The organism is Sphingopyxis sp. SCN 67-31 (assembly GCF_001725095.1).
The window spans coordinates 24,946-38,013 of record NZ_MEFH01000061.1 but is presented as its reverse complement, the minus strand read 5'-3'; the positions used below and the strand labels follow the sequence as shown (position 1 = coordinate 38,013).

The following is a 13,068-nucleotide window of genomic DNA, read 5'->3' as shown; positions in this document are numbered from 1 at the left end:
CATGAGCCATCCCACGCCGTCCGCCGCCGCCGAGCCGGTGTCCTTCTACCAGCTCGAGGAGCATGCGCATCCCGAGGGGCACAGCACGATGCTGGGCTTCTGGATCTATCTGATGAGCGACTGCCTCATCTTCTCGATCCTCTTCGCCTGCTATGCGGTGCTCGGCGGCAGCTATGCCGCGGGGCCGGCGCCGAAGGATTTGTTCGACCTACCGCTCGTCGCGCTCAACACCGCGATGCTGCTCTTCTCGTCGATCACCTACGGCTTTGCCGTGCTCCAGATGCAGCAGGGGCGTGTCCGGGGGACGCAGCTCTGGCTGGCGGTGACCGCGCTGTTCGGCGCCGCCTTCCTGGGGATCGAGCTGTACGAGTTCCATCACCTGATCGAGATCGGCGCGACGCCGCAGCGCAGCGCCTTCCTGTCGAGCTTCTTCACGCTGGTCGGCACGCACGGGCTGCACGTCACCTTCGGCATCGTCTGGCTGGTCACGCTGATGGTCCAGCTCGGCCGCCACGGGCTGATCGCCGCCAACCGCCGCCGCGTCATGTGCCTGTCGATGTTCTGGCATTTCCTCGACGTCATCTGGATCGGCGTCTTTACGATCGTCTACCTGCTGGGAGTGCTGCGATGACCCCCGACCCCCATGGCGAGCAAGCCGCCGGCGGGCACGCCGAGATCGAGATGCCGCACGCGTCGATGCGCGACTATGCGATCGGCTTCCTGCTGTCGGTGGTGCTCACCGCCATCCCCTTCTGGCTGGTGATGACGCGGCCGCTGGAGGCCGGCGCGACCGCGGCGATCATCATGGTCTTCGCGGTCGCGCAGATCATCGTCCACATGGTCTATTTCCTGCACATGACGCCGAAGGCGGAGGGCGGCTGGTCGCTGACCTCGCTCGTGTTCACGATCATCATCCTCGCCATCGCGCTGGCGGGGTCGCTGTGGGTGATGCATCACCTCAACACCAACATGATGCCGATGCCGCACGACATGAGCCAGCTTCCGTGACAGCGACCCGCCGCGCGGTCCTCGCCGCGGCGGCGCTGCTCGTGACCGCCTGCCTGCTCGCGCTCGGCGTGTGGCAGCTCGAACGGCGCGTCTGGAAGCATGCGCTGATCGCCGCGGTCGAAACGCGCCTCCATGCCGATCCCGTCGCCGCGCCCGGACCGGCGTGGCCGGCGATCCGCGCCGACACCCACGCCTATCGCCGCATCCGCGCGCGCGGCACCTTTCGCCACGACCGCGAGACGCTGGTGCAGGCGGTGACGGCGCGCGGCGGCGGCTATTGGGTGCTCACCCCGCTCGAAACGCCGGGCTTCACCCTGCTCGTCAACCGCGGCTTCGTGCCGCCGGGCAAGCGCGATCCGCGGGCGCGCGCCGCGGGGAATCCCGCCGGCCCCGTCACCGTGACCGGCCTGCTGCGCGTCACCGAGCCGGGCGGCGCCTTCCTGCGATCGAACGATCCCGCCGCGAACCGCTGGTATTCGCGCGATGTCGCCGCGATCGCGCAGGCACGGGGGCTGGGGCGCGTCGCGCCCTATTTCCTCGACGCCGACGCGGCGCCCAACGCCGGCGGCTATCCGGTCGGCGGGTTGACGGTGGTGAAATTCGCCGACAACCATCTGGTCTATGCGCTGACCTGGTTCGGCCTCGCGTTCATCAGCCTCTATTTTGCGTGGCGGTTGTGGCGGCCCTATAAAGAGGCCTGATGACCACCATGCCCGACCCATCGCTGGCGCTGCCCGAGGCCGACGCCGGGCGCCGCAACCTGACGCTGCTGATCCAGCTCCGCTGGCTCGCGGTCGGGGGACAGCTTGCGACGATCGCGATCGCGACCGGCCTGATGGGCATCACCCTGCCGCTCGTCCCGCTGCTCGCCACCATCGTGCTGCTCGCCTCGATCAACGTGGCGAGCCGCGTGCGGCTGCATCGCGGCGGCGCCGTGACCAATGGCGAGCTGACCGCCGCGCTGCTGTTCGACGTCGCGGCGCTGGCGTGGCAGCTTCATCACAGCGGCGGCCTCGCCAACCCCTTCGCCTCGCTGTTCCTGCTCCAGGTCGTGATCGGCGCCATCCTGCTCACGCCGCGCTCATCGTGGGCCATCGTCGCCGCGACGCTCGCCGCGCTCGCGGCGCTGCGCATCGGGCCGACGCCGCTGGTGCTGCCGCCGCGCTATGCCGGCGATCCGCTCGGCCTCTATCTCAAGGGCAGCTTCGTCTGCTTCGTGCTGATCGCGGTGCTGCTCGTCGCCTTCGTCACGCGGATCAGCCGCAACCTGCGCGACCGCGACGCGGCGCTCGCCGCCGCGCGCCAGCGGGCGGCCGAAGAGGATCATATCGTCCGCATGGGACTGCTCGCCTCGGGCGCCGCGCACGAACTCGGGACGCCGTTGTCGACGCTGTCGGTGCTGATCGGCGACTGGAAAGGGGCGCCGCGCTTCGCGGCCGATGCCGAATTGCAGGAGGACCTCGCCGACATGGATGCGGCGGTCCAGCGCTGCAAGACGATCGTCGGCGGCATATTGATGTCGGCGGGCGAGGCGCGCGGCGAGGCGCCGCAGCTCACGACGATGCGCCGTTTCCTGACCGAGATCGTCGAGGATTCGCGCGCCGCGCGCATGCCTGGGACGGTCGCGTTCAACGACCTGTTCGGCGCCGACGTCGCGATCGTGTCCGACCCCGCCTTGCGCCAGGTCATCGGCAATGTCGTCGACAACGCCGCCGAGGTGTCGTCCGACTGGATCGGCATCACCGCGTCGCGCGATGGCGACATGGCGGTGATCGAGATCGTCGACCGCGGCCCCGGCTTCAGCGACGAAATGCTCGAACATTTCGGACAGCCCTATCGCTCGACCAAGGGCAGGCCGGGCGGCGGGCTCGGGCTGTTCCTGCTTGTCAATGTCGTGCGCAAGCTGGGCGGCGGCGCCAGCGTGACGAACCGCGCGGCGGGCGGCGCGCGGGTGCGCATCTTCCTGCCGCTGTCCGCGCTCGCGCCCCCCGAAGGAGAGCCATGATGGCCGATCAGAGAATGCTGGTGATCGTCGAGGACGACGAGCCCTTTGCGCGCACGCTCCGGCGCTCGTTCGAACGGCGCGGTTACCGGGTCGAGGTCGCGCACGATCCGGATGAACTCGCCGATCTGCTCGGACGCTTTCGCCCGGGCTATGCCGTCGTCGACCTCAAGCTCGGCAACGCGTCCGGCCTCGCCTGCGTGCAGACGCTGCGCGCGTCGGACGCGGCGATGCGGATCGTCGTGCTCACCGGCTTCGCGAGCATCGCGACCGCGGTCGAGGCGATCAAGCTCGGCGCCTCCTACTATCTCGCCAAGCCGTCGAACACCGACGACATCGAGGCGGCGTTCGACCGTGCGGAGGGCAATGTCGACGCGCCGCTCGACGCGCGTCCGTCGTCGATCAAGACCGTCGAGTGGGAGCATATCCACCAGACGCTCGTCGAGACCGGCTTCAACATCTCCGAAACCGCGCGGCGGCTCGGCATGCACCGCCGCACGCTCGCCCGGAAGCTGGAGAAGCGGCAGATACGATAGGCGCGGCCGGCCTCGGGCGGTAAAAGTTAGTATTCTAACCATATGGGCCCCGCGACCGATTGCCATGCCGGGCCCGATCGCGCATGGGCAGCGCAGGATTTGATCAGGAGAGCAGGTGATGGGCGTATCGGAACGAGCGCGGGAGATCGGTGAGCGGGTGGAGGCGTTCGTTCGCGACGTCGTCGCCCCCTATGAAAGCGACGCGCGGCGCGATCATCACGGTGCGCCGACCGACGAACTGGTCGCGGAACTCAAGGAAAAGGCGCGCGCCGCGGGCGTGCTCACGCCGCATATCCTGGCCGACGGCGACCATCTGACGCAGGTCGAGACGGCGTGGGTGCTGCAAAAGACCGGCCTGTCGCCGCTCGGCCCGCTGGCGTGCAACACCGGCGCGCCCGACGAAGGCAACATGTATCTGCTCGGCAAGGTCGGCAGTCCCGAACTCAAGGAACGCTTCCTGAAACCGCTGGTCGAAGGCCGCGCGCGCTCGGCCTTCTTCATGACCGAACCGGCCGACGAGGGCGGCGCGGGGTCTGATCCCTCGATGATGAAGACGACCTGCCGGATGGACGGCAATCATTGGGTGATCAACGGCCGCAAGGCGTTCATCACCGGCGCCGACGGCGCGAAGGTCGGCATCGTGATGGCAAAGGCGGAGGATGTCGCGCAGGGCGGCGGCGCGTGCATGTTCCTCGTCGATCTGCCCGACCCGGCGATCCGCATCGACCATGTGCCGAACACGATCGACAGCTCGATGCCCGGCGGCCACGCGACGGTGACGATCGACAATCTGCGCGTTCCCGCCGACCAGATGCTGGGCGAGGCGGGCGAGGGGTTCAAATATGCGCAGGTCCGCCTGTCGCCGGCGCGCCTGTCGCACTGCATGCGCTGGCACGGCGCCTGCCAGCGCGCGCACGAGATCGCGAGCGACTATGCCAATCGCCGCATGGCCTTCGGCAAGCCGCTGATCGAGCATGAGGGGGTCGGCTTCATGCTCGCAGAGAATCTGATCGACCTCAAGCAGGCCGAACTGATGATCCGCTGGTGCGCCGAAGTGCTCGACACCGGCTCGCTCGGCACGACCGAAAGCTCGATGGCGAAGGTCGCGGTGTCGGAGGCGCTGATGCGCATCGCCGACCGCTGCGTCCAGGTGATGGGCGGCACCGGCGTCACCGACAAGACGATCGTCGAGCAGGTGTTCCGCGAGGTCCGCGCCTTCCGCATCTACGACGGTCCGACCGAGGTCCACAAATGGAGCCTCGCCAAGAAGATCAAGCGCGACTGGAAGGCCGCGCAGGGGTAGGGAGGCACCGCTGCGGCGGTTTGCGTAAGTCGACAAAGTCGAGACACCCATCGACCTTGCGCTATGCGGAGGGGTGTCTCGACTTCGCTCGACACGAACGGGAAGATAAGGGTTCGGTGCCCTGAATGGCTCCCTGCCTCAAGGCAGCACCCGTCCCTCGTCGCGCCCCGGCATCGGCGCGAAGATGCGCAACGCCGGCGCCGACAGCGCAAGCCATGCCGCCGCGGCGAACAGCGCCACCGGCAGCGACCACAGGTCGGCGACCAGCCCGAGCAGATAGGCGCCCAGCGCCATCCCGCCGAACGTCACCGCCTGATAGATCGACAGGCAGCGCCCGAGGATCGATTCGGGCGAGCGAAGCTGCATCGCGACGTTGAGCGTCGTCAGCGTCGATACCCACATCGCCCCCGTGACGAACGAGGCGAGGAGGATGAGCGGCAGGCTGCGCGTCACCGCGACCGGGATCAGCGCGGCGGCGAAGATCAGTGCCGAGGCGCCGACCACCGTCTCGCTCCCCCAGCGCCGCCGCATCGCGCCGATCCCCAGCGCGGCGCAGATCGACCCCGCGCCGAAGGCGGCGAGGCACAGGCCATAGACGATCTCCGTCCCGTGCAGCCGGTCGCGCACCAGCGACGGCAGCAGCGCCTGGAAACTCGCCGCGCCCAGCCCGAAGACGAGTCCGCGCGCCAATATGCGGCGCAGCGGGTCCGACTGCGCGCAGAAGCGCATGCCGGTGGCGATCGCGGCGAGGATCGGCGTGCGCTTGGGCGGGGTGATGGTCGGGCGCCAGCGCAGCAGCACCAGGATCAGCGCGACATAGCTGAGCGCGTTGAGCGCGAAGGCGGGGGCGGGGCCGGTCAGCGAGATCAGCAGGCCGCCGAGCGCCGGCCCGACACTGCGCGCGAGGTTGAAGGCGATGGTGTTGAGCGCGATCGCCTGCGGCAGATGCTCGTGCCCGACCTGAAGCCGGACAGAGGCCTGCCACGCCGGCGCGTTGAGCGCGGTGCCGCAGCCGACCGCGAGGGTGAAGCACAGCAGCAGCACCGGGCTCATCGCACCGATCCATGTCGTCACGGTCAGCGCCGCCGAGACGATCAGCATCGCGCTCTGCGCCGCGAGCATCACGCGGCGGCGGTCGAAATTGTCGGCGATCGCGCCCGCGAAGATGCCGAGCAGCATGATCGGGATCGACGCGCTCGCCTGCACCAGCGCGACGAACTGATGCGACGGCGTCAGCTCGGTCATCAGCCAGGCGGCGGCGACCGACTGGATCATCGACCCCATGTTCGACGCGAGGTTGGCGATCCAGATCGCGCGGAAGGCGGGAAACCGGAACGGAGCGAGCGCGGAGGACGAGGGAGAACGGGAAGGAGCGGGGGAGCCAGCGTCGATCACGCCGACCCGCCTAGCCGCGCCGCGAAAGCCCCGCAAGCCCGCGCCGGTGCGGCGCGCCGTCCGCGCATTCGACGCGCCCTTGAAATATTCGTGCGCCCCCCACTGGCGCGGATCGGCCCGACTGGTTACATGGGCCGCCACCGAACGAATCGCGCGCGCCGCTTCCCGGCCCGGGGGGCAGACGCCGCCCGCACCAGAAAGTGGCAACCCATGGAAATCATCACCGGCCTGACCTTCGACGACGTGTTGCTGGTCCCCGGCCCCTCGGACATGTTGCCGTCCGAAGCCAATCTCTCGACCCGGCTCACCCGCGACATCGGGCTCAACATCCCGATCCTCTCCTCGGCGATGGACACGGTGACCGAAGCCGACATGGCGATCCTGATGGCGCAGATCGGCGGCATCGGCGTGCTCCACCGCAACCTGACGGTCGAGGAACAGGCGGCGGCCGTCCGCCAGGTCAAGCGCTATGAAAGCGGGATGATCGTCAACCCGATCACCATCACCCCCGACGCGCCGCTGTCCTATGCGATCGCGCTGATGGAACAGCACCGCATCTCGGGCATTCCGGTGGTCGAACCGGGCGGCAAGCTCGTCGGCATCCTGACCCACCGCGACGTGCGCTTCGCCGACAACCCCGGCCAGCCGGTGCGCGAACTGATGACCGCCGACAACCTCGCCACCGTGCGTCCGGGCGTCAGCCAGGAGGAAGCACGCAAGTTGCTTCACCAGCGCCGCATAGAAAAACTGCTCGTCGTCGATGGCGACTATCGCTGCATCGGGCTGATCACCGTCAAGGACATGGAAAAGGCGGTGACCTTCCCCGACGCGACCAAGGATGCCGCTGGCCGGCTGCGCGTCGCGGCGGCCACCAACACCGGCGATTCGGGGGTCGAGCGCGCCGCGGCGCTGATCGACGCCGAATGCGACCTGATCGTCGTCGACACGGCGCACGGCCACAGCCGCATGGTCGGCGCGACGGTCGAGAAGATCAAGAAACTGTCGAACCGGGTGCAGATTCTTGCGGGCAATGTCGCGACCGGCGACGCGACCCGCGCGCTGATCGATGCCGGCGCCGACGGGGTCAAGGTCGGCATCGGCCCGGGCTCGATCTGCACGACGCGGATCGTCGCCGGCGTCGGCGTGCCGCAATTGACCGCGATCCTCGACAGTGTCGAGGAAGCGGCGAAGCACGATGTTCCGGTCATCGCCGACGGTGGCCTGCGCACCTCGGGCGACATCGCCAAGGCGCTGGCGGCGGGGGCGTCGAGCGTGATGGTCGGATCGCTGCTCGCCGGCACGGCCGAGGCGCCGGGCGAAACGTTCCTGTACCAGGGGCGCACCTACAAGAGCTATCGCGGCATGGGCAGCGTCGGTGCGATGGCGCGCGGTTCGGCCGACCGCTATTTCCAGCAGGATATCAAGGACCAGATGAAGCTGGTCCCCGAAGGCATCGAGGGTCAGGTGCCGTTCAAGGGTCCCGCGAAGGATGTGATCCACCAGCTCGTCGGCGGGGTGAAGGCCGCGATGGGCTATACCGGCAGCCGCACCCTCAAGGATCTGCGTGAGCGCGCGAAATTCGTGCGCATCACCAACGCCGGCCTTCGCGAAAGCCATGTCCACGACGTTTCGATCACCCGCGAGGCGCCCAACTATCCGGCAGGCTGAGAGGTCGTCATTGCGAGGAGCGTGGCGACGAAGCAATCTCCGGCCACCGTCATACCATACCGCCAGCTGGAGATTGCTTTCCCCGACTTTCGCCGGGTTGCAATGACGAGGGAAGGTTGACGCCATGACTCCCGCAGCCCGCCTCCAGACCGCGATCGAGATTCTCGACGCCATCGCGGCATCGGCGCGCGACGGCGGCCCGCCCGCCGATGCCCTGATTGCCGAGGCGATGCGCGCGCGGCGCTATGCGGGATCGAAGGACCGCCGCGCGATCCGTGCCCTCGTTTACGACGCGATCCGCGCGGTGCGTTCGGCGCCGCCATCGGGGCGTGCCGCGATGCTGGCGCTTGCCGACAGCGATCCCGAGCTTGCGGCGCTGTTCGACGGCTCGCCCTATGGCCCCAAACCGATCTCCGATGCCGATCCGCGCGCCGAAACCGGCCTGGCGGCGCCGGCGCTGATCGACCTGTTCGATCCGCTCGTCGGCGCAGGGGAAGGCGGAGCGATGCTCGAACGCGCCGCGCTCGACTTGCGGGTCAATCGCCTCAAGGCGACGCGCGACGGGCTGGCCAAACTCTTTCCTGAGGGCGAGCCGATCGTGGGCGCGCCCGACGGCTGGCGCCTGCCCCCCGAAACCGCCGCCGCGCAGCATCCCGCCTATGGCGAAGGGCTGTTCGAGGTGCAGGACGCCGCCAGCCAATATGCCGCGGCGGCGCTCGATGCCGCGGCGGGGATGCGGATCGTTGACCTGTGCGCGGGGGGCGGCGGCAAGACGCTCGCCATTGCTTCCTGTACCGGCGACGCGGCCGATATCCTTGCCTGCGACACCAATCGCGCGCGGCTGCGCCAGCTTGCCCCGCGCGCCGAGCGCGCGGGGGCGACGCGGATCGAAACGCGGCTGCTCGACCCGGGCAAGGAGATCGACGTGCTCGCCGACTGGCGCGGCCGGGCCGACCGCGTCTTCGTCGATGCACCCTGTTCGGGCAGCGGTACATGGCGCCGCAGCCCTGAATTGCGCTGGCGCCTCACCCCCTCGCGGCTCGACCGTCATCTGACCGACCAGGCGAAACTGATCGCGCTCGGCGCCGAACTTGTGGCGCCGGGGGGCAAACTTCTTTATGCTGTCTGCTCGATCATCGCGCGCGAGGGGCGGGCCCAGGTGGACGAATTTCTCGACCGGCATCCCGGCTGGACAGCCGACGGTGGCTATCTGCCCGCGGGCATCGGGCGCGCTGCGGGTAGGGGGTTCCTGCTTACGCCGGCGCACGACTGCTGCGACGGCTTTTTCCTCGCACGGCTGACGGCGCCATGTTAGGCTCGCCGCGGATGCGAAGATGGGAGAATGCAATGCGCGTCAGTTTTCTGGCTCTCGGCGCCGGGCTTGTACTGGCCAGCCTGCCCACCGCATCCGACGCGCAACGCGCCGACAATGACATTCTCCCGCGCTCGGTCGCCCTTCAGCATGAGGGCGAGAATGCGCAGCGCGCGGGCAATCTCGACGGCGCGATCGACTATTATGAATCGGCGCTCGCCGCCGATCCGCGCAACCGCTCGGCGATCATCGCGCTCGCGCAGGTGGCGCGCGCGCAGGGGCTGCCGGGCAAGGCGATCGCCCTGTATCGCGAGGCGTTGCTGCTCGAACCCAATGATGTCGTCGCGCTGGCCGGGCAGGGCGAGGCGCTTGCCGACAAGGGCGCGCTCGAACTGGCGCGCGAGAAACTTGCCGACGCGCGCCGCGTCTGTTCGGACGCATGCCCGCAGGTCGCAGCGCTCGAAAAGGCGATCGACGCTGGCGCGTCGAAGCGCGTCGTCGCGGCCGAAGCGATCGCACCCAAGCCGGTGGTGACGACGGCGAACCCGCCGAGCGGACAGAATTAGGTCGACCGTCCGCCCAGCACCCGCGCCAGCACAACCCATTCGGCGACACTCACCGTTTCGGCGCGCCGCGTCGGATCGATCCCGATGCGTTCGAGTGCCTCGACCGCGCCCGGCAGGCCTTTGAGGCTCTGCCGCAGCATCTTGCGGCGCTGGCCGAAGCCTTTTTCGGTCAGTTTCGACAGCAGCGCCGGGTCGACGCCCTCGGGTTGGTCGCTGGGGGTGAGGTGGACGATCGCCGACATCACCTTGGGCGGCGGGGTGAAGGCCGATCGGTGGACCTTCATCGCGATCCGCGCGTTCGATCGCCACTGGGAGAGAACGGCTAGGCGGCCATAGGCGCCGGTGCCGACCGGCGCGACGATGCGCTCGGCGACTTCCAGTTGGAACATCAGCGTCAGCGATCGCCACAGCGGCGGCCACGCGGGCGGCTCCAGCCAGCGAGTGAACAGCGCGGTCCCGACGTTATACGGCAGGTTGGCGACGATATGGTATGGGCCGCCCGCCAGCGCGTCGGCGTCGATCGCCATCGCATCGTCCGAAATCACCGTCAGGCGCCCGTTGAAAGCTTCGGACAATTCGCCGAGCAGCGGCAGGCAGCGCGCGTCGCGCTCGACCGCGATCACGCGCGCGCCGGCGCGCAGCAGCGCGCGCGTCAGGCCGCCGGGGCCGGGACCGACCTCGAACACCGTGGCGTCCGCGAGGTCGCCGGGCAGCGCCGCGATCCGGTCGAGCAACTGCTCATCGAACAGGAAATTCTGCCCCAGCGCCTTGCTCGCCGACAGGCCGTGCGCGCGGACCGTCTCGCGCAGCGGCGGCAGCGGACGCGACGGGTCTTGCGTCACTTCGCGGCTGCGCAACCGGCCTCGCGCATCGCGGCCATGCGCGCCGCCATCGCGATTGCGGCGATCGTCGGTCCCGGATCGGCCTGGCCGGTTCCGGCGATGTTGAAGGCGGTGCCATGGTCGGGCGAGGTGCGCACGATCGGCAACCCCAGCGTCAGGTTGACGCCGTCGTGGAAATGCAGCGCCTTGAATGGCGCCAGCGCCTGGTCGTGATAGGCGCACAGCAGCGCGTCATAGCGGTCGCGGATGCCGGGTGCGAACAGCGCGTCGGCGGCGAGCGGTCCGTCGATGGCCAGCCCATCCTCGGCCAGTGCCGCCAATGCGGGCACGATGATCCGGGTCTCCTCGTCGCCGAGCCGGCCGCTTTCGCCCGCATGCGGATTGACGCCGGCGATGGCGAGGCGCGGGTGCGCGATCCCGAAGTCGCGCTTCAGCCCGCGCGCGACGATCCGCGCCTTGGCGACGATCAGATCGCTCGTCAGCCGTTCGGGCACCTCGGCGAGCGGGATATGCACGGTCAGCGGCACGACGCGCAACGCCGGGCCCGCCAGCATCATCACCGCGTTGGTCGCGGTGACGCCGCAACGTTCGGCGATGAACTCGGTCTGGCCGGGGTGGGTGTAGCCGATGCTTTGCAGCGCATGTTTGGACACGGGACCGGTGACGAGCGCCGATGCGGCCGGGGTCCGGGTCAACCCGATGCCGGTTTCGAGCGCATGGAGTGCGCAGGTGGCGCCCGCCGCGGTCGGTTCGCCGGGGGTCAGCGCGCCGCTGTCCTCGAGGTGCCAGACAGGCAACGCCTCGGCGAAGGCGGCGACCACTTCTGCCATGTCGCCGACGCGCGCGACGGGGCCGTCCCACACGGCGGCGATCGCGGCCGCATCGCCGATGGCGACGAAGGGGGGCAGGCTATGCTCGCGGCGCGCCACCCAGGCGCGCGCCACGACTTCAGGACCGACGCCCGCCGGATCACCCATGGTGACGGCGATCGGCGGTCGATGAGGGACGACGGTCATCAGCTATATTCGATCACGGCATCCCGGCGCAGGTCGCGCAGATAGCGCTGGGCGCGCTTGTTCACTTTTTCGTCGAGCAGACGCTGCTCGATCTGCTGCAGATCGGGGGCCGACGCGCTTTGCGGCATATCGCGCCCGCACAGCACGAGGACGCTGATCCCCTCGTCGACCGCGCCGAATGGTTGAGAGGTCTGGCCGACCTGCAGGTCCATCATCGTCGCCTGCAGCGGTGCCGGAAGCTGGCGCATCAGGATGTCGCGCGCCACCACCGAGGCGCCAAGGCTCTGTGCCACGGCATCGGCGGCGCCGCAGCCGGCGATGGTCTTCGTCGCTTCGGTGAACTTGCCGGCCAGTTCGCTTGCCTGCGCCGGCGTCGTGCCCGGCGCGAAGTTGAGCGAAATCTGCTTGAGGCTGAGCACCGCATCGCGCGGATCGGCGGTCAGCACCTGGCGCCGGTCGACCATCAGCAGGATCGACATGCCGCCGGGCACCTCGATCGGGCCGACGAACTGTCCGGGCTCCATCTGCGCCGCGGCCTGCGCCATCGAGGGAGGAAGCTGGCCCGGCCGCACCCAGCCGAGATCGCCCCCGACGACGGCGGTCGATGCTTCGGAGAATTGCCGCGCATAGGCCGCGAACGACCCTCCGCTGCGCAGCGCCTCCATGATCTTGCGCGCATTATCTGCGACCGCCGCGGCATTCTCGGGCGTCGCCGACAGATAGATTTCGCCAAGGTGGAATTCGTCCTGTCCCTTGGCCTCGTTGAGCCGCTTGACCACCGCTTCGACCTCTTCGGTCGACACGTTGGTCGTCGACTGGACGTTGCGCGCGAGCAACCGGTCCCAGGCGAACTCGCCCCGGATCTGCTGCTTCACCGCGCTCGCCGACGATCCCTTGGACTTCAGATATTCGGCGAACTGATCGGGCGTCTGCCGGAAGCGCGCCGCGAGCTGGGCGAACTGCTGATCGATCATCGCCTCGTCGATCGTGATATCGGCGGCGCGCGCTTCCTGAATCTGAAGCTTTTCATCGATCAGGTTGCTGAATATCTGCTGACGCAGCCGCTGCTCTTCCTCGGGCGGCAGCACCATGTCGCTGTTGGCGATGCGGATCAGCGCCAGCCGCTGCTCGATGTCGGTCGATGTGATGATCTCGCCGTTCACTGTCGCCGAGGGACGATAGACGTTGGGCTTGGCATCGCCATAGAGCTGGACGTTGCCGGGGATGTTGAGGCTGGTGGTCGGCGTCTCATCGTCCGAAACGGTCTGCGCCAGCACCGGCGTCATACCCGCGGCCGCGACGGCAAGCAGGCCGATCATGGTCGAAAATCTGGTCATCTTCACCCTATTCGAGAAATATCGCGACGCTCCGTATCAGCCGGAATGCCTGCTGGTCCAGCGCAATCGGCCGTTCGGACCCG

13 protein-coding genes are annotated in these 13,068 nt (G+C 68.8%); 9 read left to right on the top strand and 4 right to left on the bottom strand.

The window, feature by feature from the left end; genetic code table 11:
• Window position 1 precedes the first annotated feature (1 nt).
• From cyoC to ABS88_RS12035, 6 genes are all read left to right on the top strand, one after another.
• Window positions 2-631: a cytochrome o ubiquinol oxidase subunit III gene (gene cyoC, locus ABS88_RS12060; protein ID WP_067184969.1), complete on the top strand. Its 630-nt coding sequence runs from the start codon at window positions 2-4 to the stop codon at window positions 629-631.
• A complete protein-coding gene (gene cyoD / locus ABS88_RS12055) occupies window positions 628-1,008 on the top strand; it encodes a cytochrome o ubiquinol oxidase subunit IV (RefSeq protein WP_104959768.1) in 381 nt (126 codons plus the stop codon). Before cyoC ends, cyoD begins: the two co-directional genes overlap by 4 nt.
• Window positions 1,005-1,709 carry an SURF1 family protein gene (locus tag ABS88_RS12050; RefSeq protein WP_104959767.1) on the top strand — a complete coding sequence of 235 codons (705 nt, stop codon included), beginning with the start codon at window positions 1,005-1,007 and terminating at the stop codon, window positions 1,707-1,709. The genes cyoD and ABS88_RS12050 overlap by 4 nt, the downstream gene beginning before the upstream one ends.
• Window positions 1,709-3,013, top strand: coding sequence for an ATP-binding protein (locus ABS88_RS12045; protein WP_067107602.1), 1,305 nt, complete (start codon window positions 1,709-1,711; stop codon window positions 3,011-3,013). Before ABS88_RS12050 ends, ABS88_RS12045 begins: the two co-directional genes overlap by 1 nt.
• Window positions 3,013-3,546: a response regulator transcription factor gene (locus ABS88_RS12040; protein WP_104959766.1), complete on the top strand. Its 534-nt coding sequence runs from the start codon at window positions 3,013-3,015 to the stop codon at window positions 3,544-3,546. Before ABS88_RS12045 ends, ABS88_RS12040 begins: the two co-directional genes overlap by 1 nt.
• A gap of 118 nt (window positions 3,547-3,664) precedes the next feature.
• Window positions 3,665-4,849, top strand: coding sequence for an acyl-CoA dehydrogenase family protein (locus ABS88_RS12035; RefSeq protein WP_076076130.1), 1,185 nt, complete (start codon window positions 3,665-3,667; stop codon window positions 4,847-4,849).
• A gap of 138 nt (window positions 4,850-4,987) precedes the next feature.
• On the opposite strand, the gene ABS88_RS12030 is transcribed toward ABS88_RS12035, so the two are convergent.
• A complete protein-coding gene (locus tag ABS88_RS12030; RefSeq protein WP_234002444.1) occupies window positions 4,988-6,385 on the bottom strand; it encodes an MFS transporter in 1,398 nt (465 codons plus the stop codon).
• 69 nt (window positions 6,386-6,454) lie between these two features.
• Here ABS88_RS12030 and guaB point away from each other — a divergent pair, with 69 nt between their 5' ends.
• The 3 genes from guaB (at window position 6,455) to ABS88_RS12015 (ending at window position 9,790) form a co-directional block, all read left to right on the top strand.
• Window positions 6,455-7,912, top strand: coding sequence for an IMP dehydrogenase (guaB, locus tag ABS88_RS12025; RefSeq protein ID WP_076076127.1), 1,458 nt, complete (start codon window positions 6,455-6,457; stop codon window positions 7,910-7,912).
• Window positions 7,913-8,036: 124 nt separating this feature from the next.
• Window positions 8,037-9,227, top strand: coding sequence for an RsmB/NOP family class I SAM-dependent RNA methyltransferase (locus ABS88_RS12020; protein WP_104959765.1), 1,191 nt, complete (start codon window positions 8,037-8,039; stop codon window positions 9,225-9,227).
• Between the two features lie 32 nt (window positions 9,228-9,259).
• Window positions 9,260-9,790 carry a tetratricopeptide repeat protein gene (locus ABS88_RS12015; protein WP_067107588.1) on the top strand — a complete coding sequence of 177 codons (531 nt, stop codon included), beginning with the start codon at window positions 9,260-9,262 and terminating at the stop codon, window positions 9,788-9,790.
• Here the strand turns inward: ABS88_RS12015 and rsmA are convergent.
• The 3 genes from rsmA to ABS88_RS12000 are packed head-to-tail and all read right to left on the bottom strand — an operon-like array spanning window position 9,787 to window position 12,985.
• The gene (gene rsmA, locus ABS88_RS12010; RefSeq protein WP_234002443.1) at window positions 9,787-10,632 is read right to left on the bottom strand and encodes a 16S rRNA (adenine(1518)-N(6)/adenine(1519)-N(6))-dimethyltransferase RsmA; all 846 of its coding nucleotides are present in this window, start codon (window positions 10,630-10,632) and stop codon (window positions 9,787-9,789) included. The two genes, ABS88_RS12015 and rsmA, sit on opposite strands and share 4 nt — an antisense overlap.
• Window positions 10,629-11,648, bottom strand: a complete 1,020-nt coding sequence (pdxA, locus tag ABS88_RS12005) for a 4-hydroxythreonine-4-phosphate dehydrogenase PdxA (protein WP_076076122.1) — start codon at window positions 11,646-11,648, stop codon at window positions 10,629-10,631. Before pdxA ends, rsmA begins: the two co-directional genes overlap by 4 nt.
• Entirely contained in the window at window positions 11,648-12,985 is a 1,338-nt protein-coding gene (locus ABS88_RS12000) for a peptidylprolyl isomerase (protein WP_067107585.1), read from the bottom strand. Before ABS88_RS12000 ends, pdxA begins: the two co-directional genes overlap by 1 nt.
• Window positions 12,986-13,068 lie beyond the last annotated feature (83 nt).

Bases quoted from the DNA above. Each gene is read 5' to 3' on its own strand.
- cyoC (WP_067184969.1), top strand. From the start codon at position 2: ATGAGCCATCCCACGCCGTCCGCCGCCGCCGAGCCGGTGTCCTTCTAC.
- cyoD (WP_104959768.1), top strand. From the start codon at position 628: ATGACCCCCGACCCCCATGGCGAGCAAGCCGCCGGCGGGCACGCCGAG.
- ABS88_RS12045 (WP_067107602.1), top strand. From the start codon at position 1,709: ATGACCACCATGCCCGACCCATCGCTGGCGCTGCCCGAGGCCGACGCC.
- ABS88_RS12040 (WP_104959766.1), top strand. From the start codon at position 3,013: ATGGCCGATCAGAGAATGCTGGTGATCGTCGAGGACGACGAGCCCTTT.
- ABS88_RS12035 (WP_076076130.1), top strand. From the start codon at position 3,665: ATGGGCGTATCGGAACGAGCGCGGGAGATCGGTGAGCGGGTGGAGGCG.
- guaB (WP_076076127.1), top strand. From the start codon at position 6,455: ATGGAAATCATCACCGGCCTGACCTTCGACGACGTGTTGCTGGTCCCC.
- ABS88_RS12020 (WP_104959765.1), top strand. From the start codon at position 8,037: ATGACTCCCGCAGCCCGCCTCCAGACCGCGATCGAGATTCTCGACGCC.
- ABS88_RS12015 (WP_067107588.1), top strand. From the start codon at position 9,260: ATGCGCGTCAGTTTTCTGGCTCTCGGCGCCGGGCTTGTACTGGCCAGC.
- pdxA (WP_076076122.1), bottom strand. From the start codon at position 11,648: ATGACCGTCGTCCCTCATCGACCGCCGATCGCCGTCACCATGGGTGAT.
- ABS88_RS12000 (WP_067107585.1), bottom strand. From the start codon at position 12,985: ATGACCAGATTTTCGACCATGATCGGCCTGCTTGCCGTCGCGGCCGCG.